The following is a 24,796-nucleotide window of genomic DNA, read 5'->3' as shown; positions in this document are numbered from 1 at the left end:
GATGAGCCAGCCCACATTCACGGTCGCGGACATTCGCAAGACCTTTCTCGATTTCTTCGCTTCCAAGGGCCACACGGTGGTGGCCTCCAGCTCGCTGGTACCGGGCAACGATCCCACGCTCATGTTCACCAATTCGGGCATGGTGCAGTTCAAGGACGTGTTCCTGGGCGAAGACAAGCGCCCGTACGTTCGCGCCGCCTCGGTCCAGGCCTGCCTGCGCGCCGGCGGCAAGCACAACGACCTGGAGAACGTGGGCTACACCGCGCGCCACCACACCTTCTTCGAGATGCTGGGCAACTGGAGCTTTGGCGACTACTTCAAGCGCGAATCGCTCAAGTGGGCCTTCGAGCTGCTGACCGAGGTCTACAAGCTGCCGGCCGAAAAACTCTGGGCCACGGTCTACATCGAGGACGACGAGGCCTACGACATCTGGACCAAGGAAATCGGCCTGCCGCCGGAGCGCGTGGTGCGCATCGGCGACAACAAGGGCGGCCGCTACATGTCGGACAACTTCTGGATGATGGCCGACACGGGCCCCTGCGGCCCGTGCTCCGAGATTTTTTACGACCACGGCCCCGAGATCCCGGGCGGCCCGCCCGGCAGCCCCGACGAAGACGGCGACCGCTACATCGAGATCTGGAACAACGTGTTCATGCAGTTCGACATGCAGCCCGACGGCTCGGTCAAGAAGCTGCCGGCGCCCTGCGTCGACACCGGCATGGGCCTGGAGCGCCTGGCCGCCATCCTGCAGCACGTGCACAGCAATTACGAGATCGACATCTTCGACGCGCTCATCAAGGCCGCGGCGCGCGAAACCGGCGAGAAAGACCTGGGCAACAACTCGCTGCGCGTGATTGCCGACCACATCCGCGCCACCTCGTTCCTGGTGGCCGACGGCGTCATTCCGTCGAACGAAGGCCGCGGCTACGTGCAGCGCCGCATCGTGCGCCGCGCCATTCGCCATGGCTACAAGCTGGGCCAGAAGAAGCCGTTCTTCCACAAGCTTGTGCCCGACCTCGTGAAGCTGATGGGCGACGCGTACCCCAAGCTCGTGGCCGATGAAAAACGCATCATCGATACGCTGAAGGCCGAGGAAGAGCGCTTCTTCGAAACGCTGGCCAACGGCATGGAAATTCTCGATGCCGCCCTGGCCGGCGATGCCAAGACGCTGCCGGGCGAAGTCGCCTTCAAGCTGCACGACACCTACGGCTTTCCGCTCGACCTGTCGGCCGACGTCTGCCGCGAGCGCGGCGTGAGCGTCGACGAGGCCGGCTTCACCGCCGCCATGGAAAAGCAGAAGGCCGCGGGCCGCGCCGCCGGCAAGTTCAAGATGGACCGCAACGTCGAATACGGCGGCGCGGGCAACGTCTTCACCGGCTATGACCACCTCGAAGAAAGCGCCAAGGTCGTGGCGCTGTACTTCGAAGGCGCAGCCGTGCAAGAGCTGAAAGAAGGCCAGCCTGGCATCGTGGTGCTCGACACCACGCCCTTCTATTCGGAGAGCGGCGGCCAGGTGGGCGACCAGGGCGTGCTGGTGGCCGAAGGCGTGCAGTTTGGCGTGGAAGACACGCAGAAGATCAAGGCCGACGTGTTCGGCCACCACGGCACGCAGACGCAAGGCACGCTGAAGGTGGGCGACACGGTCAAGGCCGCAGTCGACACCGCGCGCCGCGACGCCACCATGCGCAACCACTCGGTCACCCACCTGATGCACAAGGCCCTGCGCGAAGTGCTGGGCGGCCACGTGCAGCAGAAGGGCTCGCTGGTCGATGCCGACAAGACGCGCTTCGACTTCGCGCACAACGCGCCCGTCACGCACGACCAGATCCTCGAGATCGAGAAGCGCGTGAACGCCGAGATCCTTGCCAACACCGAGACGCATGCGCGCGTGATGGACATGGAGTCGGCCCAGAAGACCGGCGCCATGATGCTGTTCGGCGAAAAATACGGCGAGAGCGTGCGCGTGCTCGACATCGGCACCAGCCGCGAACTCTGCGGCGGCACCCACGTGGGCCGCACCGGCGACATCGGCCTGTTCAAGATCGTGAGCGAAGGCGGCGTGGCCGCCGGCGTGCGCCGCATCGAAGCCGTCACGGGCGCCAACGCGCTCAGCTACCTGCAAGACCTCGAAGCCACGGTGCAAAGCGTGGCCGCCACGCTCAAGTCGCCGGCCGCCGAGCTGCAGGGCCGGCTCACGCAGGTGCTGGAGCAGGTGAGGGCGCTGGAGCGCGAAGTGGGCTCGCTCAAGGGCAAGCTCGCGTCGTCGAAAGGCGACGAACTCCTGGCGCAGGCCATCGACGTCAACGGCATCAAGGTGCTGGCCGCCAAGCTCGACGGCGCCGACGCGAAGACGCTGCGCGACACCATGGACAAGCTGAAGGACAAGCTCAAGACGGCAGTGATCGTGCTGGCCGCGGCCGACGGCGCCAAGGTGCAGGTGGCCGCGGGCGTCACGAGCGACACGGTGGGCAAGGTCAAGGCCGGCGAGCTGGTCAACTTCGTGGCCCAGCAAGTGGGCGGCAAGGGCGGCGGCAAGGCCGACATGGCCATGGCCGGCGGCACCGATGCCGCGGGCCTGCCTGCCGCGCTCCAATCGGTGCAAGCCTGGGTCGCGGAACGCACCTGATGGCCGCCACCGAGGTGCTCGGCCCCCCTCCCGGCGAAGTGCTGGTGATGGGGGCGGGCACCATCGGTTGCTTCATCGGCGGCAGCCTGGCGGCGGCGGGTGTTCCCGTCACCTTCGTCGGCCGGCCACGCGTGCTGCGGGGCCTTGCGGAACATGGCCTCGTGCTGAGCGACCTCGAAGGCGGTACGCATCGCCTGCCGGCCGCCAGCCTTCGGTTCAGCGAGCAGGTGCCCGTAGGGGCCGCGCCGGCATTGGTGCTCCTGTGCGTGAAGAGCGGCGCCACGGCCGAGGCGGCCGCCGAGCTGGCCTTTGCATTGCCCGCGGGCACCACGGTCGTCTCGTTCCAGAACGGCATTTCCAACTGCGCCGCGGCCTCGCAAGCGGGGCCCACGCTCAGCCTGCTGCCCGGCATGGTGCCGTACAACGTGGCCGAGATCGGCCCGGGTGCCTTTCACCGGGGCACGGCCGGACGGCTGGCCGCCAAGGACGATGCCGCACTGCGGCCTTGGCTGCCGGTCTTCGAGCGTGCGGGCGTGCCGCTCGACCTGTACGCCGACCTGCTGCCGGTGCAATGGGGCAAGCTGCTGCTCAACCTCAACAATCCCGTCAACGCGCTGTCTGGCCTGCCGCTGCGCGATGAGCTGCTGCAGCGCGGCTACCGGCGCTGCTTTGCCGCGCTGATCGACGAGGCGCTGGGCGTGCTCGGCCGTGCCGGCATCGCGCCGGCACAGGTGGCCGCGGTGCCGGCGCAGCGGCTGTCCGCGGTGCTGCGGCTGCCCGACTGGCTGTTTCGCATCGTCGCGGCGCGCATGCTGCGCATCGACGCCAAGGCCCGCTCCAGCATGGCGGACGACCTGGCGCTCGGACGGCGCACCGAGATCGATGCGCTCAGCGGCGAAGTCGTGCGGCTTGCGCAAGACCATGACCTGGCCGCGCCGCGCAACGCAAGAATGTTCGCGCTGCTCGAAGACTGGCCGCGCGAGCCCAGGCGCTGGACGGCACGGCAATTGCAAGAAGCACTCGGCCTGTAGCGCGGGGGAGCCTGTACCCTCGGGGGCATTGTCGCGTGCGGCTTTCAAGGGGTTGTTCTCATGCAGGTTCTGATCCTCGGCAGCGGTGTCATCGGCACCTCGGTGGCGTACTACCTGGCGCGTGCGGGCCACGACGTGACGGTGCTGGAGCGCCAGCCGGCGCCCGCGCTCGAAACGAGCTTCGGCAATGCGGGCGAGGTGTCGCCCGGCTACTCTGCGCCATGGGCCGGGCCCGGCGTGCCGCTCAAGGCCATCAAGTGGATGCTCATGCAGCACAGCCCGCTGGTGATCAAGCCCATGCTCGATCCGGCCATGTGGCGCTGGGGCCTGTCGATGCTGTGCAATTGCACGCAGGCGCGCTATGAGCTCAACAAGGGCCGCATGGTGCGGCTCGCCGAATACAGCCGCGATTGCCTGAAGGCGCTGCGCGCCGACACCGGCATCCGGTATGACGAACGCGCGCTGGGCACGCTGCAGCTCTTTCGAACCCAGAAGCAGCTCGACGGCATTGCCAAGGACGTGGAAGTGCTCCAGGCCTCCGGCGTGCCCTACCAGGTGCTCGACCGTGAAGGCTGCGTGCAGTACGAGCCCGCGCTCGCGGGGGTGAAGAGCAAGTTCGTCGGCGGCCTGCGCCTGCCGGGCGACGAGACAGGCGACTGCTTCAAGTTCACGCAGGCACTGGCCACGCTGGCCGAGGCGGCCGGCGCCAAGTTCCGCTTCGGCGTGGGCATCCAGGCCATCGAGCACGGCGCCGGCGGCGTCACCGCCGTGAGAACCGATGCCGGCAGCTTCACCGCGGACCGCTACGTGGTGGCGCTGGGCAGCTACTCGCCGGCCATGGTCAAGCCGCTGGGCATCGACCTGCCGGTGTATCCGGTCAAGGGCTTTTCCATCACCGTGCCCATTTCCGATGCCAGCGGCGCGCCCGAATCCACCGTGATGGACGAGACCTTCAAGGTGGCCGTCACCCGGCTCGGCGACCGCATCCGCGTGGGCGGCACCGCGCAGCTCTCGGGCTTCGACCTGGCGCTCGATGCCGGGCGGCGCGACACGCTCGAGCATGTCGTGACCGATCTCTTTCCCAAGGGCGGCGATGTGCGCGAGGCGTCCTTCTGGACCGGCCTTCGCCCCATGACCCCCGACGGCACGCCGGTGATCGGCGCCACGCGCATTCCCAACCTGATGCTGAGCACCGGCCACGGCACGCTCGGCTGGACCATGGCGGCCGGCACGGGCCGCGTGATGGCCGATTTGATCGACGGCAGGCAGCCCGCGATCGACATGGAAGGCCTGACGGTGGCGCGCTACGGCGCGCGCTGATCGGGCAGCGCTGCGCCACATCTTCCAGGGCCTGTTCGCGCATTCAGTGTGGCTGCACGGTCACACCGGATGCGCGTGGCGTTCTCGCCCCGCACGCCGCGCGCGGCATGAAGAAAGAACCATCTTCGTAGTGCATTGCACGCGTGGAATCGATGACTCCATTCGTCGTATGGCGCGCGAACATTTTGAGAGAGAAAAGTTCCGCGCCTCGTTGACGCTGTCATCTGTGCTCAGCTAAAAATGTGCCCACTTCCAAGGAGGGAGAACGCACGTGAAGCTATTCAGAACAGCTACAAGAGAACTTGCCGTTGCGACCGCCATTTCAATCGTTTATTCAATCGCTTCTTCAACCGTTATCTCTCTGCCTGAACCCGCAGAGTTGACGCGATTGCGCTAAGCCAACCATCCAGGCATTTAGGCTCAGCCGCATTCCATCGCCCTCGCACATCGACGGGAATGGAACCCATCACTCCCCGCATCCTGGGACCGCCCGCATCGCTCGCGGCGTGGTTAGGCGTGGCGCGTTCGCGCCGCGCCGGCTGAAAAAAATCGCTGGACAGCTCGTGTCTTTCCTGACGAACGTCTCGTTCGCCGGGAGGGCGCGGCGTTGCCTGTCGATGTGTCGTTCATTCCATCATCGCGCGCGTTCGCGCATTGCCGGCTATCCGCCGGTGCATGCGCGGCGGCGCCTGTCTGTACCAAGAGGCGTTCATCATCATGAAGAAACTTGTCAAGCCAGCCGTCAATCATCTTGCCATCACCGCCGTGACACTTGCCACCTTGGCGGCCTGCGGTGGAGGAGGCGGCGGAGGCGATTCTTCGCTGGGAGCCAGCGCATTGAATGCGCCCACGCTCACGGCGGACGGTTCGGCGTCGCCCAAGACACCCGACGACGGACCGGCGCTCGCACCCGACGCGGCCGTGGCGCAGATCGACCGATCCGCGAAGCCGATGGAGCTGCCTGACACCGTCTGGCCCATCAACTACAAGCTGTGGTTCCGGCCCGATGCGGAGCTCAAGACCTTCGTGGGGCGAGGGGACGTGGAGATCGAAGTGCTCAAGCCGGTCGATGCGATCGTCGTTGCCGCGCACAACCTGAAGTTTGCCAATGGCAGAACCACCTTGCGCAAGCTGTCGAATCCCTCCGAGGCGATTGCGTTGATACCCACGCCGCAGACGCTGGGCGACTTCGTTCAGCTGCGGCTCAGCGACGGGCAGATCGCCAAGGGCAAGTACCTGCTGCACATGGAGTGGGATGGCAAGATCCAGTTCTCCGATGCGGAGTACTGCCCGCCCGAGGAGATGGCGCGCAACCCGTTCTGCTCTGCCGCGACCGGCGTCTTCAAGGTCGGCCTTTCCACGCCCGAGGGCGTGACGAGCGACGCCATCGTGACGCAGGGCGAAACCAACTATGCGCGGCAATGGTTTCCGGGCTGGGACGAGCCGGCCTTCCGCCACACCTTCGAAATCTCGGCCGAGGTGCCGGGCGACTGGCAGACGGTGTCGAACGCCGCGCAGAAGTCCGCCGTCAAGCTGCCGGACGGCTACCAGCAGGTGTCGTTCGAGAAGACGCCTTCGATGCCGATGTATCTCGCCTTCTTTGGCGGCGGCAAGTTCGACATTCTCTCGGACACCTTCAAGAGCCCGCTCGACGGCAGCGAAATGCCGCTGCGCTGGTTCACGCCGCCGGGCCGCTCCACCTGGGCCACCTTCGCGATGGAGTGGACCAAGGTGGCCATGGACTACTACTACAACTACACCGGCATTGCGCTGCCGTTCAAGAAGTTCGACACCGTGGCCGCCAACGACAGCTACGACAACAAGCCCAACACCGGCTTTGGCGGCATGGAGAACTGGGGCTCCATCTTCGAGTTTGCCGACCGCGTGCTGACCAAGCCGGGCGACACGCCCACGCTCTATTCGGTGACGGTGGTCACGCACGAAATTGCGCACCAGTGGTTCGGCGACCTGGTCACGCTCGACTGGTGGGACAACGTGTGGCTCAACGAATCGTTCGCGCGCTGGTTCGACCGCCGCACCACCATCAAATTCCACCCTGACTACTACAGCTTCTCCGACTACGTGCTGGACAAGCACACCGTGGTGGTGGCGGACCTGCGCAACACGGCGGTGCCGGTGCAGCGCAACCTGAACGATGCGGGCTCTTTCGGCTTCATCAGCCCTTCGATCTTCGTCTACAACAAGGGCAGCCACGTGCTGGAGATGATCCAGAACTACATCGGCGAGGAGGCGATGCAGAAGGGCCTGCAGATCTACCTGAAAGACTATGCCTTCGGCAACGTCACGCCGTCGCGGCTGTGGAGTTCGCTCGAGAAGGCGAGCGGCGGCAAGAAAGTGACCGACATCGGCGACAGCTTCATCCGGCAGACCGGCGTGCCGCTGCTCACGGTGGACGCGCAATGCGCGGGCGACCGCACCTACGTGTCGATCAGCCAGGAGCCGTTTCCCAACCAGAACGTCTATCCGGCGTCTTCATGGACCATTCCCGTGACGCTGGCCTACGGTGACGCGATGGAGCAGCGCAAGACCTTCGTGATGGCGAGCAGCACCACGCAGCTGGATCTTCCGGGCTGCACCGCGGTGCTGGCCGGGCCGACCGGGCAGGACTACTACGTGAGCAACTACAGCGCCCAGTCGTGGAGCGACCTGCTGGCCAAGGCGCAGAACTTTGCCGACAACAAGCCGCTGCTGCTCAACATCGAGCGGGACGCGTTCCGCCTGCTGTCGGTAGGCCGGATCACGCAGGCGCAGTACGACCAGATCAAGAACATCGTCAACCTGCCGTCCACGCTTCTTGCCAAGACCGAGGCCAGCCAGCAGAAGATGATGACGATGGCGCAGGACACGGCCGGCAAGGAAGACTATCCGCACGCACTGCGCTACCAGGGCAGCCTGAAGCTGCGCGAGAACCAGAAGCGCTGAAGGGCAGCCTCATGAAAAAAGCATTCAACCATCTGGTGGCCAGCGCATCTGCGCTGCTGTTGTTGACCGCATGCGGACCGGGTGGCGGGCCCGAAGCAGAGCTGGTCGGCGTGTATGCCGTGAAGAAGAACGGCATCCTGAAAGAGCTGGTCAAGATCGAGCGGCAGGACGGCCGCTACATCATGCGTGACAAGGTGCGCACCGCCGAGTGGAGCGAACCCAAGATGCAGATGGAGCCCGTCACGCGCGAAGCCTGGCGCCGCATCACCACCGACACCGGGAACACAGCCTTCGTCGGCGTGGCGAGCGGACAGCTCGGCGTGTTCAAGGTGCCGCCGGGCTGGAAGAAGAACGACTTCAGCACTGGAACCGGCTACTTCCTGTTCTATTCGCAAGGACCCGTCGAGGTCCACAAGCTGTGAGCCGCTTGCGACGCGGCCAACGCGCCGCTTAGGCCGCGGGCGCGACGATCGCGCCTTCGATGCCGTGGCGTTCGAGCGCATCGGCCACGAAGCCGCTGGCCTTCATCTCCTCGACGAAGGCCGCGAGCAGTGCCTGTGCCTCGGCGCCACGGCTGGCCGGCGTGCCCATGGCCTGCTGGATCACCATGAAGCGGCCGGGCAGCACACGCACGCCCGGTTCGCGCAGTGCCTCGCCTTCGAGCAGCTGCCGAATGCCGGCGGCCACCTCGACCTGGCCCGAACGGAGTGCGGCCAAAGCCGCGGCCGCGCCCTGGAGCCGCACGATCTCGGCCTGCCTGATTTCGCGCGTGAGGAACAGGTCGTAGGCGCTGCCCGCGCCAACCGAGATCCGTTGGCCCGCGCGGTCCACCTGCGCGTTGTCGGTGAGCTCGGATGCGTCGCGTACGAGATAGCTGCCTTCGATCAGCACGTAGGGCGCGGTGAAGCGCAGCCCTTCGCTGCGTGCCGGGTCGATGGCGAAGAAGCCGATGTCGGCCTTCTCGTTCTTGACCGCGTCGACCGATGCCGCCGCCTTCTCGAACACCACCAGCTCGATGCCTACGCCGAGCCGGCGTGCGAACTCGCGCGCGAGGTCGATCGACACGCCCACCGGCTCGCCCGTGGCCGCGTCCTTGTTCGCGAGGATCGGGTTGCCGAGGTTGATCGACGCGCGCAACGTGCCGCTGGGCGCGAAGGTGGAAACAAGAGCGGGGGCAATGGGCTGTGGCTGTGGCTGGGTCATGGCGTCCATCGTTCAAAAGGAGGATGAGCGCCAGTTTACTGACCAGCCGTATCAGCGCATCAACGTGCCGTCAGCGGCTCGAGGCCCGTCTTTGCAATGGTCGGCGCGGCCTCGGGGGAGTTGAGATAACGGATCAGCTGGCGTGCCGCCTCGGGCTGCTTCGAGGCCGTGGCAATGCCGGCCGAGAACACCGTCACGCGCTGGACCTCGGCCGGCAGCGGGCCGATGTAGTCGATGCCTTCGATCGGCAGCAGTTCGCTCACCTGTTGCAGCCCCAGCGCCGCGTCGCCGCGCGCCACCACCGTGCCCACGCGCTCGCTCAGGATGCGCTTGCTCTTGGGCTTGACCTGATCTTCGATGCCGAGTTTCTTGAGCAGCTCGGTCTCGTAGTACGTGCCGCTGGCGCTGGCTGAATAGGCAATGGAAGGTGCGGCCAGCAGCGTGCGCTTGAGCGCATCGACCGTACCGATGTCGGGCTTGGGCGCGCCCTTGCGCACCGCAAAGCCGATCGACGACTTGACCAGGTCGACCTGGCTTCCCGGCACCACCTTGCCCGCTGCCACCAGCGCGTCGAGGGCCGGCCGCGCGAGGATCACCACGTCGGCCGGTTCGTTGCGCGACAACCGGCTCGGAATCGAATCCTCGGCATTGCCCATCGAAGCGCCGTAGGCGGTCTTGACCGTGCGGCCGCTGCTGCGCTCGAAGCCTGGTCGCAGGTCGTTGTAGGCTGCGGTGAAACCGCCCGAGGTCATCACGTGGATGTCGCCGCCGGCGCGCGGCGGGCTGCTGAGGATGCCGCATCCGGCAAGCACGGCCGCGGCGGCCAGCAGGGCGGTGCGGCGGGTCAGGCGATTCAACGAGAAAAGCTGGGATTTCATGGCGTCTCCTGAGTGGTTTGCATCCATCGTAGGCAGCGAGGCTGTCAATCAGCCTTCACCACTGCTGGGGAAACTACCGACTCGGGTGGCGCCAGCAATGCGAGCCCGCTGGAGCCATGGACGAAATCAAACGCGGGGTAAGTCGTACTCGCGCAGCATCACGGGCTCGATGGAGCCTTGCGCGACCCGGCGGCGCACGGCCGCTTCCATCTGATCGGCGTGCTGCGTGTAGGTTTCGAGCGGATCGTCGCCCTGGGCGCCGGAGTGGTAGCGGTAGTGCAGGATCTCCCGGCCAATGCTGGCGCCCATGGCGTGGCCATCGATCAGCACCCAGAAGCGGACCGTGCCGGAGGCCTCGTGGAAGAAGGGCGGGGCGACGGGGTTCGTCCCGGAAAGCGGCTGTTCGGTCATGGGATGTATTCCGGGGGACGAGGGGCCTCAGGATACGCTTCGTCGAGTACCCCTTCTTCCGTCGCTCCGGCAGGCAGGCGCTGTTCGCCGAACCGCCTGTTGTCCTACACGAGCGCATACTCCGTCCAGCATGCGCCTTAGCCAATTCATCAAAGACAACATCGAACCCATTCTTGTCGAGTGGGAATCCTTTGCACGAACGATGATCCCGCCGGCGGAGACCATGTCCGTCGTCGAGCTCCGGGACCATGCGCATGAAATCCTGCTGGCCATTGCAAGCGAAATGGAGTCCACGCAATCCGAAAAGGAGCGCGAAGCCAAGTCCAAGGGTTTTGCCGTACCGTTCGCAAAAGAGACCTTTGCCGCCGAACATGGAGGCTTGCGCCAGCGGGTGGGCTTCGATTTGTCTCAGCTGGGCGCGGAATATCGCGCGCTGCGGGCCACGGTGCTTCGCTTGTGGATGGGGAAGGTGGGCGCGGTCGACGCCGCGGTGCTCGAAGAAGTGGTGCGCTTCAACGAGGGCATTGACCAGGGCCTTGCGGAGGCCATGGCCACGTATTCCGACCATGTCGCCAATTCCAGGGACACCTTCCTGGCCGTGCTGGGGCACGACCTGCGAAACCCCCTGAGCGCGCTCAGTTCCTGCATTCATCTCCTCGGCCTGTCAGGTGATGCCAAGCCCAAGGAGCGCACGCTCCAGGTCGCCAGGCGAAGCATTGCGTCGATCAACGACATGGTGACCGACCTGCTCGAGTACACGCGCACCCGGCTCGGCCGCGGCATCGAGGTGGTTCCGCAGGAAGGCAACCTGGGCGCCCTGTGCCAGGAGGCCTTCGACGAGGTGTGCGCGGCGTATCCCCAGCGGGCATTGGTTGCCGATCTGCCAGGCGACGTGATCCTGATGTTCGACCCGGCCCGCATGCGCCAGGTCCTGACGAACCTGCTGAGCAATGCCGTGCAGCACGGCGACCCCACCTATCCCGTGGTGCTGCTGATCAGGGACGAAGTGGCGCATGCGACCCTGGTCGTCAAGAACCGGGGCAGGCCGATTCCTCCCGACGCGATGCAGGTGATCTTCAACCCGCTGGTGCAGGTTGCGACCCGCGAATCGGCGCCGCACGAGCGGCCCGCCACGAGCCTGGGACTCGGCCTCTACATTGCGCGGGAGATCGTGACGGGCCACGGCGGCACCATCACGGTGACGTCGTCCTCGGCAGAAGGCACGGCATTCACCGTCCATCTGCCTCGCGGCACGACGGGATAGCCGGGGCCCCCTCGCGCGCTGCTCTCTGGCCGCATCCTTGTGGCGGACACCGTCGAGCCGAACCGTGCAGCTATCGATTGCATAGCGATGCAGACGCCCGACCGATCAGGCCGGCCTGCCATGCTGACTTTTGACTACAAGGGCGGCTTGCTGCGTCGTCTAGCTTGGCCTTGTCGAAACATCAACAAGGAGAATCCGATGAAGCTGAAACGACGTATTGCGCCGACCCTGGTGGCGGTCCTCATGGGCGCCTGCGTTGCACCCCTTGCCTTGGCCGCGGGTGGCGGCGGGGGAGGCGGCGGTAGCGGTAGCGGTGGCGGTGGAGGTTCGGGCGGTGGTGGCGGTAGCGGGGGCGGCAGTGCCGGCGTAGGCGCCGCCGCAGGCGCCAATGGCAGTGGCGCGGGCGCGACCAGCGGATCCAACGCATCGGCCAATGCCGCAACGCCGGCGACACCCGCCACGCCTGCAACGCCTGCAACGCCAGCCACGGCGACATCGCCTGCAACGCCGGCCACGCCAGCGACACCGGCCACGCCGTCCGCGCAATCTTCATCGTCCACGACGTCCACGACGTCTGCAACGCCGGCGACGCCCGCAGTGCCGGCGTCCAAGTCGGACACCAACACGACGACGCCCGCGGTGCCTGCAACACCGGCGCCCAAGAGGTAAGAAGTCGGAAACAGGGGCCGGGCGGCGTGATGCCGCCGGCTCCTGCTTCTGCGGTCAGGCCAGCTGGCCGCTCGCCAGCGCCGCCGCGGCGGCGCGCGTTTCCACGCCCAGTTTTTCGAAGATGTGTTCGAGGTGCTTGTTCACCGTGCGCGGGCTGGTGCCGAGAATCTCGCCGATGTCGCGGTTGGTCTTGCCCTTGGCAAGCCATGAAAGCACTTCGGTCTCGCGCGGCGTGAGCGCCGCATCGGCAAGGCGTGCGGCAGAAGAAGAACCGGCCGTCACGCCGTCGCGCTGGGTAGCAAGGAGCAGCATGGTCTCCCCGAGCGCGGCTGCGCCCAGGTTGCGCACCGACAGCCGCGTGCCCGCCGCAGTGGCCAGCGCAATGGCCGCGCCGGGTACCAGCGCGGCTTCGAGCGAGGCGGGCAACAGCCCAGGGGCCGGTGGTGCGTCGAGGGCATGGAGCCACAGCGCGGCTTGCGGTGAACGCCAGGCGATGCGCCCGTGCGAATCGACGAAGACCACGCCCATGCCTGCGACGTCGACGGCATCGCGCGCCATCCGCGTGATGCGCGCGTTGCGCGTGTGCGTGTGCAGCCGCGCCAGCACCTCTTGCGCGCGGATCGGCTTCACGACGTAGTCGACGCCGCCGCACTCGAAGCCCTCGACCACGTGCGCGGTTTCCGAAAGCCCGGTCATGAACAGCACCGGAATGTGCGCGAGCGCCGCATCGGCCTTGATGCGCCGGCAGGTCTCGAACCCCGAGAGGCCGGGCATCATGCCGTCCAGCAGGATGGCGTCGGGCACCACCAGTTCGAGGCGCTGCAGCGCGGCCTCGCCGTCGGCGGCCACCAGCACGGTGTAGCCGCTGGCTTCGAGCGTGTCGCACAGCATGCCCAGGCTGCTGGGGGCGTCGTCCACCACCAGCACCACGTGGCGTTCGGCTTCAGGGGGAGAGAGTGTCTGCATCTTCTTCTGCGAGTGCCTTGCGGAGATTGTCGAGATCGAAGCGGTTGACCATGCCGCGCAGCCAGGTGCAGGTCACGGCCGCCGGTGGCGAAGCGGCGGCGAGCCGGTCGAGCACCTGGTGCAGGCCGCGCACATGGCCCATCTGCACCAGCCGCATCAGTTCGGCCCGGTCGTCCTCGGAAAGCGCAAGTTGCTGCGGCCGCGGGGCGATGTCGACCGGGGGCGGCATGGGATCGTTCAGGGCCAGCCATTCGAGCCCGAGGTGGCGCTCCAGCGTGGTGATCAGCTGCGACTCGATGACCGGCTTGCCCACGAAGGCCTGGCAGCCCGCGGCGCGCAGCAACTCGCCCTGGTTCTCGAACATGTTGGCCGAGACGATGATGATCGGAATGCGGTCGAAGCCCGAGGCGCGCACCAGCGCCGCGGTCTGCCAGCCGTCCATGTCGTCCATGGTGAGGTCCAGCAGGATCGCGGAGGGCAGGTTTTCGCGCAGGCTGTCGAGGCACTCGGTGCCGCTCGCGGCCTCGCGCACCTCGAAGCCCAGCGGCGCGAGCATGCCGGCCAGCATCTGGCGCTGCACCGGCTGGTCGTCCACCACCAGCAGCGTTCGGCGCGCGCCGATGTAGCCCGACACCGGCCGACGCAATGCGCCGGCCTGCGCCTCCGGCCCCGGCTCGGCCACTTCGCGCAGGTACACCCGCACCCCGAAGGTGCTGCCCGCGGGCGAGGTGTCGGCCAGGCGCAGCTCGCCGCCCATCAGCGACGTGAGAAGGCCGGTGATGGTGAGGCCGAGGCCGGTGCCGGGCTCGCCGCGCCGGCGTCCCGCGGCGCCGCGCTCGAACGGAAGAAAGATGCGTTGGTGGTCCTGCGGCGCCACGCCGATGCCGGTGTCGACCACGTCGAAGCGCAGCACTTCGCGGCGCGCGTCGACATGCAGCGTGACCGTGCCGCTGTCGGTGAAGCGCACCGCATTGGCCAGCAGGTTGATGAGAATCTGGCGCAGCCGCTTGGCATCGGCATGCACCCAGGGCGGGAGCCGCCCGCTGTGCGTGTACACGAACGCCAGGCCCTTGCTCTCCGCCTGCGGCCGCACCATGTGCACGAGCTCGTCGAGAAAGGCGGGCAGCGCGAGCGGGGCGGGTTCCAGCTGCAGGCGGCCAGCCTCGATGCGGGCCAGGTCGAGCAGCCCGTCGATCAGGCCGAGCATGTGCTCGCCGCTGCGCTGGATGGTCTGCACCGCGTCGCGCGGCGGCGCCGCCACCGCCTCGCCCTTGAGCAGGATCTGCGAGTAGCCCAGGATGCTGTTGAGCGGCGTGCGCAACTCATGCGTCATGCCGGCCACGTAGCGGGTCTTGGCCTGGTTGGCGGCCTCGGCCGCTTCCTTGGCCGTCTGCAGCGCCGCGTCGGTGCGCTTGTGCGCCTCCACCTCGACGGTGAGCAGGTGGTTGTGGCGGTTGGATTCTTCCTGCGCCATCTGCCGGCTCTCGCTGCCCAGCACGATCCACCACGCAGCCACCGCCGCCACCAGCGAGAGCAGCGCAAACACCTTGAGAAAGGCGCTGCGAAGGGCCGGGTCCAGGAGGTCCGAGCCCACGATGGTCTCTTGCGCATACACGACGCCCATCACCGTGGCCACCAGCGCCACGAGCGACGTGGCCACCATCAGGTAGTGCGCCACGCGAAAGTTGAGCCGCCCCGACAGCGCGGGCGGCAGCAGCGCCTTGAGCCAGTTGCTCATCTGCTCGGCCGCGCGCGAGTCGGTCTTGCAGCGGTCGTGGCAGCGCGATTCCAGCGTGCAGCACAGCGAGCAGATCGGCGCGCTGTAGGCCGGGCAGTGCGCCATGTCTTCCGACTCGAAACTGTTGTCGCACACCGAGCACTTGACCAATTGCCCCGGCGTCCAGCGTTGGATGTCGGTGCGCGCCAGGTAGTAGCGCCCGCGCGTGCGCCAGGCCAGCAGCGGCGAAACCACCAGCGCCGTTGCCAGCGCGATGAAGGGCGAGAACGCGCGCGCCCATTGGCCCAGCACACCGGAATACGCCAGCATGGCGAGCGCGGCCGCCACCAGCATCGCTCCCAGGCCGACCGGATTGATGTCGTACAGGTGCGCGCGCTTGAACTCGATGGTGCGCGGGCTCCAGCCCAGCGGCTTGTTGATGACCAGGTCGGCAACCAGCGCGCCGACCCATGCGATGGCGATATTGCTGTAGAAGCCCAGCACGTGCTCGAGCGCCGCGAACACGCCCAGCGTCATCAGCAGAATGGCGATGACCACGTTGAACACCAGCCACACCACGCGCCCCGGGTGGCTGTGCGTGAGCCGCGCGAAGAAGTTGGACCACGCCAGCGAGCCCGCATAGGCGTTGGTGAGGTTGATCTTCATCTGCGACACCACCACGAAGAGGGTGGTGATTGCCAGCACCCAGGCCGGGTCGCGCAACACGTACGAAAAGCCCGTGAGGTACATCAGCGTGGGCTCGATGGCGTGCTTGCCCGGAATCTCGTGCTGCAGCGCAAGAAAGGCCAGGAAGGCGCCGCCCATCATCTTGAGCATGCCCGGCACGATCCAGCCCGGCCCCGCCACCAGCACCGCGGCCCACCAGCGGCCCCGGTTGGCGGCCGTCTTCTCGGGCAGGAATCGCAGGTAGTCGACCTGCTCGCCGATCTGCACCACGAGCGAAAAGGCCACCGTGGCTGCGGCGCCGAACATCAGCGGATCGAAGCCGCTGCTGTCCGAGGTGCGGCCCACCAGGCCGGTGAAGTCGGCATAGAGCTCGGGCTTCTTCACCAGCACCGCGATGAAGGGGCAGACGAACAGCACGATCCAGATCGGCTGCGTCCACAGCTGCAGGCCCGAGATGAGCGTGATGCCGCGCATGACCAGCGGCACGATCACGATCGACGAGAGCAGGTAGAGCAGCGGCAGCGGCCAGTCGAGGTACAGCTGCAGCGCCAGCGCGAGGATGGCCGCCTCCAGCGCAAAGAAGATGAAGGTAAAGCTCGCGTAGATGAGCGAGGTGAGGGTGGAGCCCAGGTAGCCGAAGCCCGCGCCGCGCGTGAGCAGGTCCATGTCCACGCCGTGCTTGGCCGCGTAGTAGGAAATCGGCAGGCCCGTGAGGAACGTGATGAGTCCCACCACCAGGATGGCCCACAGCGCGTTCGAGAAGCCGTAGTTCAGCGCAATGGCCCCGCCGATGGCCTCCAGCGCCAGGAACGAGGTGGCGCCGAAGGCCGCGTTGGCGACGCGGAACTCCGACCACTTGCGAAAGCTGCGCGGCGTGTAGCGCAGCGCGTAGTCCTCCAGCGTTTCGTTCGCGACCCACGTGTTGTAGTCGCGGCGGATGCGAAAGATCTTCTGGCCGGTGACGGATTGCATGGTGGGCTCTTGCGGCGAGGGCGGCGGCAGTGGCATGGCGGAAGACACAGCAAGAAGCGCTCCCTGCCGTTTTGCCACCTGCCGCCGCCAGTGCACGGCCTGCGAGTCTGGCTGCAGCCGCGCCTCCGGCCGCTACGTTGAATGACGTATTCGCGGCGGCGCGAGTGATTTCTAAAGTACCAGCCATGGTGCTCGGGGCACCGTCCGATGCACAGCGATGGTGCGCGGCCAACCCGGGTTTCTTTTTCCTCAACCTGCCTGGAGTTCCTGATGTCGCGTGCTTCCGATCCCTCCCTCGATGCCCTGGCATTGCGCCGCCGACGACTGCTGCAGGGCGCTGCCGCGCTGCCCGTGATGGGCCTGAGTGGCCTGAGCTTCGGCCAGTCGCAGTTCCCCACGGCCAAGGTCAACACCACCAAGCTCGCGGTGACCGATACCGAAGTGACGGTGGGCCAGCTGCACTCGTCCTCCGGCACCATGGCCATCTCGGAAACTGGCTCCATCCAGGCCGAGCAGCTCGCCATCGACCAGATCAACGCGATGGGCGGCATCCTTGGCCGCAAGATCAAGGTGATCAAGGAAGACGGCGCTTCCGACTGGCCGACCTTCGCCGAGAAGTCGAAGAAGCTGCTGGTCAACGACCACTGCGCCGCGGTGTTCGGCTGCTGGACCAGCGCCTCGCGCAAGGCCGTGCTGCCGGTGTTCGAGAAGGAGAACGGCCTCTTGTACTACCCGACCTTCTACGAAGGCCTGGAGCAGAGCAAGAACGTGATCTACACGGGCCAGGAAGCCACGCAGCAGATCATCTGGGGCCTGGACTGGGGCGCGAAGGAGAAGAAGGCCAAGACCTTCTTCCTCGTCGGCTCCGACTACATCTGGCCGCGCACCTCGATGAAGATCGCGCGCAAGCACATCGAGAACTTCCAGAAGGGTTCGGTCAAGGGCGAGGAGTACTACCCGCTGGGCCACACCAACTTCAACTCGCTGATCAACAAGATCAAGGTCGCCAAGCCCGACTGCATCTTCGCGGCGGTGGTGGGCGGCTCGAACGTGGCCTTCTACAAGCAGCTCAAGGCCGCGGGCATCACGGGCGACAAGCAGTTCCTGCTGACGCTTGCCGTCACCGAAGACGAAATGACCGGCGTGGGCGGCGAAAACTTCGCGGGCTTCTATTCGTCGATGAAGTACTTCCAGTCGCTCGACAACGAGAACAACAAGAAGTTCGTGGCCGCCTTCAAGGCCAAGTACGGCAAGGACGCGGTGATCGGCGACGTTACGCAGGCGGGCTACCTCGGCCCGTGGCTGTGGAAGGCGGCAGTGGAGAAGGCCGGCAGCTTCGACGTCGACAAGGTGGTGGCCGGCTCGCCGGGCATCGAACTGAAGACCGCGCCGGAAGGCTACGTGAAGCTGGACGCGAACCACCACCTGTGGAGCAAGGCGCGCATCGGGCAGGGGCAGCTGGACGGGACGTTCAAGGTGGTGGCGGAATCGGCTGAGTTGATCAAGCCGGATCCGTTTCCGAAGGGCTATCAATAAACCCCTGATGACTTTCTCCCTCCCCCTCTGGGGGAGGGCAAGGGTGGGGGCAAGCGGCGTTGCCAGTGGACACGCTCTGCCTGCCCCCATCCCAGCCTTCCCACAGAGGGGGAAGGAGCCAACAGCCAATACGGGAACTCTCCATGACTCTGTCGGACATGATGAACATCGGCCTGATGCAGGGCTTCGCGGGGCTGAGCCTCTTTGCGGTGCTGCTGCTCATGGGCCTCGGGCTCGCGATCATCTTCGGCCAGATGGGCGTGATCAACATGGCGCATGGCGAGTTCATGACCATCGGCGCCTATTCGATCTACCTGGCCGCGCGCGTTACCGAAAGCCTGGCGCCCGCGTTCATGCCGTACTACTTTCCGATTGCCATCGGGCTGGCTTTCGTGTTCGCTTTCATCGTCGGCTGGATCGTGGAGTGGGTGCTGATCCGGCACCTCTACAAGCGGCCGCTCGACACGCTGCTCGCCACCTGGGGCGTGAGCCTGGGGCTGCAGCAACTCTTCCGCACCTTCATCGGCCCAAAGGAAGTGAGCCCGACATTGCCCGAGTGGCTCATGGGCTCGTGGACGCCGCATGAAGGCCTCGACATTCCGATCAACGGGTTGTTCGTGCTTGCGCTCACGGCACTGGTTACCGGCAGCGTGCTGGTCGCGCTGCACAAGAGCCGCTGGGGCCTGCGCGTGCGCGCCACCGTGGCCAACCGCACCATGGCCAACGCCACCGGCATCGACACCATGAAGACCGACCGGCTGACCTTTGCCATCGGCTGCGGCATTGCCGGCATGGCGGGCGCGGCCTTCACCACCATCGGCTCGACCGGGCCGACCTCGGGCTCGCTCTACATCGTGGATGCCTTTCTCGTCGTCACCTTCGGCGGCGCGGCCAGCCTGCTGGGCACGGTGGTCTCGGCCTTCGGCATTGCGCAGACCCAATCGATCTCGGAATTCTTCATGACCGGCTCGATGGCCAAGGTGCTGACGCTCTCGCTGATCGTGCTGATTCTGATGATGCGACCGCAAGGGCTTTTCGCCGTGAAAGTCCGGCGCTGATGAACCCGATTCCTTTCTGGAGAACGTTTCGATGATGAACTTCATCAAGGCCTCGATCCTGCGCTACCAGCTCGGCAGCCTCTTGCTGCTGGTCTTGCTGCTGGCAGTCGCGCTGCCGCTGTCGCTCGACATCTTTCGCCTGAACCTCGTGGGCAAGTACCTCACCTACGCTTTCGTCGCGGTAGGGCTGGTGATGGTGTGGGGCTACGGCGGGGTGCTGAGCCTGGGGCAGGGCGTGTTCTTCGGCATCGGCGGCTATGCAATGGCGATGTTCCTCAAGCTCGAAGCCTCCGACCCCATCACGACCAAGATCCAGTCGACGCCCGGCATTCCGGACTTCATGGACTGGAACCAGATCACCGAGCTGCCCATGCTGTGGCTGCCGTTCAAGAGCCTGCCGCTGAGCCTCATGCTGGTGGTACTGGCACCGATGGCGCTGGCCTGGCTCGTGAGCTTTGCGATGTTCAAGCGCCGCGTGGGCGGTGTCTACTTTGCGATCATCACGCAGGCGGTGGCGCTCATTTGCACCGTACTCATCATCGGCCAGCAGGGCTACACCGGCGGCGTGAACGGCATGACCGACTTGAAGACGATGCTGGGCTGGGACACGCGCACCGATAGCGCCAAGTACATCCTCTACTACGTCTGCGTCGGCCTGCTGGTCTGCAGCATCGTGCTATGCCGCTGGATCCAGACCAGCAAGCTCGGCACGCTGCTGCTCGCCATGCGCGACAAGGAAGACCGTGTGCGCTTCTCGGGCTACGACGTGTCGAACTTCAAGGTCTTCATCTTCTGCCTTGCGGCCGGGCTCTCGGGCATCGGTGGCGCCATGTTCGCGCTGCAGGTGGGCTTCATGTCGCCGAGCTTCGTGGGCATCGTGCCGTCCATCGAGATGGTGATCTTCTGCGCCGTGGGCGGCCGCATGAGCCTGGTAGGCGCGGTGTACGGCGCACTGCTGGTGAATGCGGGCAAGACGCTTTTCTCGGAGAGTTTTCCGGACCTGTGGCTGTTCCTGATGGCCGGCCTCTTCATCGGCGTGACCATGGCTTTCCCGATGGGGCTCGCGGGCCTTTGGGACGAAAAGATCAAGCCCTGGTGGAAGGATCGCCGCAAGGCGCTGCGCGAGGCGGCGGTGCAGCCGCCCGCATCCACACCGATGCCGCCCGCACCGGCCTCTCTTTCCTCGTCGCCGTCTTCGCCCGACCCGCAGTTGCCCGAAGGCGTCGGCAGCCAGCACGCCTGAACCCGGAGTCACCACTTCATGAGCAACACCGACTTCGCGCTCGCCGTGGAAGACCTCACGGTCTCCTTCGACGGCTTCAAGGCCATTGACGACCTCACGCTCTACATCGACAAGAACGAACTGCGCGTGATCATCGGCCCCAACGGCGCCGGAAAGACCACGCTGCTCGACCTGATCTGCGGCAAGACACGCGCCAGCGGCGGCAGCATCAAGTTCAAGAACACCGAGCTCACGAAAATGGCCGAGCACAAGCGCGTGCGGCTGGGCATCGGCCGCAAGTTCCAGACACCATCGATCTACGAGAACCTCAGCGTGTTCCAGAACCTCGAGGTGTCGTTCCCCAAGGGCCGCTCGGTGCTCGGTGCGCTGGCGTTCAAGTGCGACGACGAGGTCAAGGCCAAGGTGCAGGCGGTGGCCGAAGACATCGGCTTGGCCGACAAGCTGCGCACCGAGGCGGGCCTGCTGAGCCACGGACAGAAGCAGTGGCTGGAGATCGGCATGCTGTTGATGCAGGAGCCCGAGCTGCTGATGCTCGACGAGCCCATTGCAGGCATGAGCGCGCGCGAACGCGAGCTCACGGCCGAGCTGCTCAAGCGCATCTGCCAGAACCGCGCGGTGATCGTCATCGAGCACGACATGGCCTTCGTGAAGCAGATCGCGCACAAGGTCACCGTGATGCACCAGGGAAAGATCCTCGCCGAAGGGCCGATGGAGAAGGTGCAGGCGGATCCGAGGGTGATCGATGTTTATCTGGGGCACTAGATGACTGGTTGTTCTATTCGTCACGTTGTGCGTTGTTCAGGGCGCGCTCCCGCCGACGGGGTACCTTTCTCCGCGAATGTCCCCCGGCCTGCGGCCTCCTCCTTTATTTCGCTGCGCAAGGCACCCCATCGACGTGAGCGTTGGAAAGGGCGGTTGCTGATCAGCCGCACACCAGCCGCGTGCCCAAGTGCACAGGGCATCGGGTGCTCCCCGCAGCGAAATAAAGGAGGAGGGCGAAGCCCGGGGGACATTCGCGGAGGGGAGTACCCGGTGCCCTTTGCACCCGCCCTGAACAGCAGCGTCCAGAACGAACAACCCAGGAAGTGACATGAGCAACATCATGCTGAAGGTCGATGACCTGCACGTAGCCTACGGCCAGAGCGAAGCCCTGCACGGAATCTCCTTCGAGGGCCACGCCAACGAAACCGTAGCCATCATGGGACGTAACGGCATGGGCAAGACCACGCTGTTCAAAAGCTTGATGGGCGTGCTTCCCATCAAGAGCGGCCGCATCGAAGTGGCGGGGCAGGACGTGTCGCGCGACGAAAGCTTCAGGCGCGTGGCTAAGGGCATTGCCTATGTGCCGCAGGGCCGCATGATCTTCCCGACGCTGACCGTCGAAGAGAACATCCAGACCGGCCTGGAGAACTCGAAGACAAAACGCATTCCCGAAGAAATCTATGCGCTGTTCCCCGTGCTTTGGGACATGAAGCGCCGCAAGGGCGGCAACCTCTCCGGCGGCCAGCAACAACAACTGGCCATTGCACGCGCCCTCGTCACCGACCCCAAGGTGCTGTTGCTCGACGAGCCCACCGAGGGTATCCAGCCTTCGATCATCAAGGACATCGCCAAGGCGCTCAACGAGATCCGCAAGCTGCGCGGCATCACCATCGTCGTGTCCGAGCAGGTGCTGAGTTTTGCCATGGACGTGGCCGACCGGCTTTTCGTGATCGAGGGCGGCCGCCTGGTGCACGAGACCGCGCGCGACAAGACCGATGTGAACCACATCAAGGCCTATCTCTCCGTATGACCTCTTCTTCCGTTACCCACAACCCAACCAGGAGCCACTGCAAATGACGGACACGCTGATCAAGGTCGATTTGACCAAGTCGCCCACCGAGAACGAGATGATCCACAACCGCTGGCATCCGGACATTCCGATGGCCTGCTGGGTGAACCCGGGCGACGACTTCATCCTCGAGACCTTCGACTGGACCGGCGGCTTCATCAAGAACAATGACAGCGCCGACGACGTGCGCGACATCGACCTGAGCACGGTGCACTACCTCTCGGGCCCCGTGGGCGTGAAAGGCGCCGAGCCCGGCGACCTGCTGGTGGTCGACCTGCTCGACATCGGCGCCAAGCAGGACAGCCTCTGGGGTTTCAACGGCTTCTTCTCGAAGAAGAACGGCGGCGGCTTCTTGACCGACCATTTTCCCGAAGCGCAAAAATCCATCTGGGACTTCAAGGGCATGTTCACCAGCTCGCGCCACGTGCCGGGCGTCAACTTTGCGGGCCTGATCCATCCGGGCCTCATCGGCTGCCTGCCCGACAAGCCGATGCTCGACATGTGGAACGAGCGCGAGCAGAAGCTCATCGACACCGACCCGACCCGCGTGCCCGGCCTGGCCAACCCGCCCTCGGCCGGCACCGCCCACATGGGCAAGATGAGCGGCGAAGCACGCGCCAAGGCGGCGGCCGAGGGCGCCCGCACCGTGCCGCCGCGCGAACACGGCGGCAACTGCGACATCAAGGATCTGTCGCGCGGCTCGAAGGTGTTCTTTCCGGTGTATGTCGACGGCGCGGGCCTTTCGGTGGGCGACCTGCACTTCAGCCAGGGCGATGGCGAAATCACCTTCTGCGGCGCCATCGAGATGGCCGGCTGGGTGCACATGAAGGTCACGCTCATCAAGGGCGGCATGGCCAAGTACGGCATCAAGAATCCGATCTTCAAGCCGAGCGTGATCACGCCGCAGTACAACGACTACCTGATCTTCGAAGGCATCTCGGTCGACGAGAGCGGCAAGCAGTACTACCTCGACGTGAACGTGGCCTACCGCCAGGCCTGCCTCAACGCCATCGAGTATCTGAAGAAGTTCGGCTACTCCGGCGCACAGGCGTATTCGATTTTGGGCACAGCACCCGTGCAGGGCCACATCAGTGGCGTGGTCGATGTGCCCAACTCCTGCGCCACGCTCTGGCTGCCCACGCAGATCTTCGACTTCGACATCAATCCGAATGCATCGGGGCCGGTGAAGATGATCGACGGCAGCATCGAGATGCCGCTGTCGCACGACCTGGCCTGAGGCGCCCATGCCGACCTACGACTACGCCTGCGGCCAATGCGGCGGATTCGATGCGCTGCGGCCTTCGGGCCAACGCGACGAGCCGGCCGCGTGCCCCGACTGCGGAGGCGCATCGCCGCGTGTACTTTCGGCCGCGCCACGGCTCGCGCTGATGGCCTCGGGCACGCGCCGTGCGATGGAGACCAATGAGCGTGCGCGGCATGAACCGGGCAGTTCGCGGGACTACGCGCGCTTCAAGCATCCGGCGGGCTGCGGCTGTTGCTCGGGATCGTCCAGGCGCAGCGGTGCGACGGTGACCGCGGCGAACGGCGCGAAGTCTGCGCCGTCGAAGCGGCCATGGATGATTTCGCACTAATGCTGCGCTAATCAATCGGGGCGGCACGATGGATTCGTGGCGCTCGATTGTTTCAATCCCGTGAACGCCGTGATTCATTTTGCGGCGTTTTTTCATGGGGCTTCGGGCTCAAACTTCATCTCACCAACCAACCCATTAGGAGATTGAAATGAATGCCTCGAAGATCCTCGCTGCCGCTGCTCTCTCGCTCCTGGCTGCTGCCGGTGCGCACGCTGAAACCTATGAAGGCGTGGTGAGCGTGAACTCCGGCGTCTCGCGCGCCGAAGTCGCCCCGCAAGCCGTTGCAGCCGCCCGCGCCGGCAACGAATACAGCGAAGGCGCCAGCGCCGGCGCACAAGCCTTCAGCTCGACCGCCGACCGCTCGGTGATCCAGGCCGAAGCCGTTGCCAAGGCGCACGACCCGCTCGCCAGCCTCGACCGCCGCGCTTTCTACCGCGACGAAGTGCCGCAAGCCTACAAGAAGCCCAGCGTGTCGTTCACGCGCCAAGCTGGCCTGTAAGCCGATCGTTCTCTGACGATGAAGCGGGCCCTCGGGCCCGTTTTCATTGAGGCGGTCGTCCCGTCAGCCGATGCGGAAAGTCTTGAACTTTCCGTTGCACTCGGCACGCAACACATCGCCGTCGACTTCGATGCGCGTCCAGGTGGCAATCACGCGCTCGCTGTCGGCAATCTCGATGCTGTCGTCGGACAGTACGCTGTACTGAAACACCGGCGCGCACACAGGCCCGTTCCGTTCGCCCAGCGTTGCCGAGACGGTGCCGGTCGGCTGAAACCAGTAGGTCTCGATGTCCGTCTCGGAGACGAGGTCCAGGCGCTGTTCGATGGGTACGGGGGAGGTGGTCATGGGGC

At 65.7% G+C, this 24,796-nt stretch carries 21 protein-coding genes; 15 read left to right on the top strand and 6 right to left on the bottom strand.

What is annotated here, in order from left to right; genetic code table 11:
- Nucleotide 1 precedes the first annotated feature (1 nt).
- From alaS to ACJ7Z0_RS05885, 5 genes are all read left to right on the top strand, one after another.
- Complete coding sequence (gene alaS / locus ACJ7Z0_RS05905; protein WP_434789075.1) at nt 2-2,626, top strand: alanine--tRNA ligase; 2,625 nt, start codon at nt 2-4, stop codon at nt 2,624-2,626.
- A complete protein-coding gene (locus tag ACJ7Z0_RS05900) occupies nt 2,626-3,657 on the top strand; it encodes a 2-dehydropantoate 2-reductase (RefSeq protein ID WP_434789074.1) in 1,032 nt (343 codons plus the stop codon). The genes alaS and ACJ7Z0_RS05900 overlap by 1 nt, the downstream gene beginning before the upstream one ends.
- Nucleotides 3,658-3,717: 60 nt before the next feature.
- Nucleotides 3,718-4,977, top strand: a complete 1,260-nt coding sequence (locus ACJ7Z0_RS05895) for a D-amino acid dehydrogenase (protein WP_434789073.1) — start codon at nt 3,718-3,720, stop codon at nt 4,975-4,977.
- Between the two features lie 717 nt (nt 4,978-5,694).
- Nucleotides 5,695-7,920: a M1 family metallopeptidase gene (locus tag ACJ7Z0_RS05890; RefSeq protein WP_434789072.1), complete on the top strand. Its 2,226-nt coding sequence runs from the start codon at nt 5,695-5,697 to the stop codon at nt 7,918-7,920.
- Nucleotides 7,921-7,931: 11 nt separating this feature from the next.
- Nucleotides 7,932-8,342 carry a hypothetical protein gene (locus tag ACJ7Z0_RS05885; protein WP_434789071.1) on the top strand — a complete coding sequence of 137 codons (411 nt, stop codon included), beginning with the start codon at nt 7,932-7,934 and terminating at the stop codon, nt 8,340-8,342.
- A 28-nt stretch (nt 8,343-8,370) separates the two neighbouring features.
- On the opposite strand, the gene ACJ7Z0_RS05880 is transcribed toward ACJ7Z0_RS05885, so the two are convergent.
- The 3 genes from ACJ7Z0_RS05880 to ACJ7Z0_RS05870 all read right to left on the bottom strand — a co-directional run bounded on the left by ACJ7Z0_RS05880 (nt 8,371) and on the right by ACJ7Z0_RS05870 (nt 10,412).
- A complete protein-coding gene (locus tag ACJ7Z0_RS05880) occupies nt 8,371-9,123 on the bottom strand; it encodes a transporter substrate-binding domain-containing protein (RefSeq protein ID WP_434789070.1) in 753 nt (250 codons plus the stop codon).
- A 59-nt stretch (nt 9,124-9,182) separates the two neighbouring features.
- Nucleotides 9,183-10,001 (bottom strand): substrate-binding domain-containing protein, encoded by an 819-nt coding sequence (locus tag ACJ7Z0_RS05875; RefSeq protein ID WP_434789069.1) that lies wholly within the window; start codon nt 9,999-10,001, stop codon nt 9,183-9,185.
- A 126-nt stretch (nt 10,002-10,127) separates the two neighbouring features.
- Complete coding sequence (locus ACJ7Z0_RS05870; RefSeq protein ID WP_434789068.1) at nt 10,128-10,412, bottom strand: DUF1488 family protein; 285 nt, start codon at nt 10,410-10,412, stop codon at nt 10,128-10,130.
- Between the two features lie 130 nt (nt 10,413-10,542).
- Between ACJ7Z0_RS05870 and ACJ7Z0_RS05865 the strand changes: the two genes are divergently transcribed.
- Nucleotides 10,543-11,676, top strand: coding sequence for an ATP-binding protein (locus ACJ7Z0_RS05865; RefSeq protein WP_434789067.1), 1,134 nt, complete (start codon nt 10,543-10,545; stop codon nt 11,674-11,676).
- 198 nt (nt 11,677-11,874) lie between these two features.
- Nucleotides 11,875-12,345: a hypothetical protein gene (locus ACJ7Z0_RS05860; RefSeq protein WP_434789066.1), complete on the top strand. Its 471-nt coding sequence runs from the start codon at nt 11,875-11,877 to the stop codon at nt 12,343-12,345.
- Between the two features lie 54 nt (nt 12,346-12,399).
- Here the strand turns inward: ACJ7Z0_RS05860 and ACJ7Z0_RS05855 are convergent, their stop codons facing one another.
- A complete protein-coding gene (locus tag ACJ7Z0_RS05855; protein WP_434789065.1) occupies nt 12,400-13,311 on the bottom strand; it encodes a response regulator in 912 nt (303 codons plus the stop codon).
- On the bottom strand, nt 13,289-16,687 hold the full coding sequence (locus ACJ7Z0_RS05850) for a hybrid sensor histidine kinase/response regulator (RefSeq protein WP_434789064.1): 3,399 nt from the start codon (nt 16,685-16,687) through the stop codon (nt 13,289-13,291). Before ACJ7Z0_RS05850 ends, ACJ7Z0_RS05855 begins: the two co-directional genes overlap by 23 nt.
- Before the next feature lie 270 nt (nt 16,688-16,957).
- Between ACJ7Z0_RS05850 and urtA the strand changes: the two genes are divergently transcribed.
- From urtA to ACJ7Z0_RS05810, 8 genes are all read left to right on the top strand, one after another.
- Complete coding sequence (urtA, locus tag ACJ7Z0_RS05845; RefSeq protein WP_434789063.1) at nt 16,958-18,223, top strand: urea ABC transporter substrate-binding protein; 1,266 nt, start codon at nt 16,958-16,960, stop codon at nt 18,221-18,223.
- A gap of 143 nt (nt 18,224-18,366) precedes the next feature.
- Nucleotides 18,367-19,281: an urea ABC transporter permease subunit UrtB gene (gene urtB / locus ACJ7Z0_RS05840; RefSeq protein WP_434789062.1), complete on the top strand. Its 915-nt coding sequence runs from the start codon at nt 18,367-18,369 to the stop codon at nt 19,279-19,281.
- A 34-nt stretch (nt 19,282-19,315) separates the two neighbouring features.
- Nucleotides 19,316-20,524, top strand: coding sequence for an urea ABC transporter permease subunit UrtC (gene urtC / locus ACJ7Z0_RS05835; RefSeq protein WP_434792616.1), 1,209 nt, complete (start codon nt 19,316-19,318; stop codon nt 20,522-20,524).
- An 18-nt stretch (nt 20,525-20,542) separates the two neighbouring features.
- Entirely contained in the window at nt 20,543-21,286 is a 744-nt protein-coding gene (gene urtD / locus ACJ7Z0_RS05830; protein ID WP_354375017.1) for an urea ABC transporter ATP-binding protein UrtD, read from the top strand.
- Between the two features lie 340 nt (nt 21,287-21,626).
- Nucleotides 21,627-22,316 (top strand): urea ABC transporter ATP-binding subunit UrtE, encoded by a 690-nt coding sequence (urtE, locus tag ACJ7Z0_RS05825; RefSeq protein ID WP_434792615.1) that lies wholly within the window; start codon nt 21,627-21,629, stop codon nt 22,314-22,316.
- A gap of 43 nt (nt 22,317-22,359) precedes the next feature.
- Nucleotides 22,360-23,592: a formamidase gene (fmdA, locus tag ACJ7Z0_RS05820; RefSeq protein ID WP_431130729.1), complete on the top strand. Its 1,233-nt coding sequence runs from the start codon at nt 22,360-22,362 to the stop codon at nt 23,590-23,592.
- A gap of 7 nt (nt 23,593-23,599) precedes the next feature.
- Nucleotides 23,600-23,947 carry an FmdB family zinc ribbon protein gene (locus tag ACJ7Z0_RS05815; protein WP_434789061.1) on the top strand — a complete coding sequence of 116 codons (348 nt, stop codon included), beginning with the start codon at nt 23,600-23,602 and terminating at the stop codon, nt 23,945-23,947.
- Between the two features lie 148 nt (nt 23,948-24,095).
- Nucleotides 24,096-24,446 (top strand): alpha/beta hydrolase, encoded by a 351-nt coding sequence (locus ACJ7Z0_RS05810; protein ID WP_431130732.1) that lies wholly within the window; start codon nt 24,096-24,098, stop codon nt 24,444-24,446.
- A gap of 63 nt (nt 24,447-24,509) precedes the next feature.
- Here the strand turns inward: ACJ7Z0_RS05810 and ACJ7Z0_RS05805 are convergent, their stop codons facing one another.
- Complete coding sequence (locus tag ACJ7Z0_RS05805) at nt 24,510-24,791, bottom strand: hypothetical protein (protein WP_431130734.1); 282 nt, start codon at nt 24,789-24,791, stop codon at nt 24,510-24,512.
- Nucleotides 24,792-24,796: the final 5 nt, after the last annotated feature.

Source organism: Variovorax palleresanus (assembly GCF_051144945.1).
Lineage (GTDB): Bacteria > Pseudomonadota > Gammaproteobacteria > Burkholderiales > Burkholderiaceae_C > Variovorax > Variovorax paradoxus_S.
This window is presented reverse-complemented; position numbering and strand designations above follow the sequence as displayed.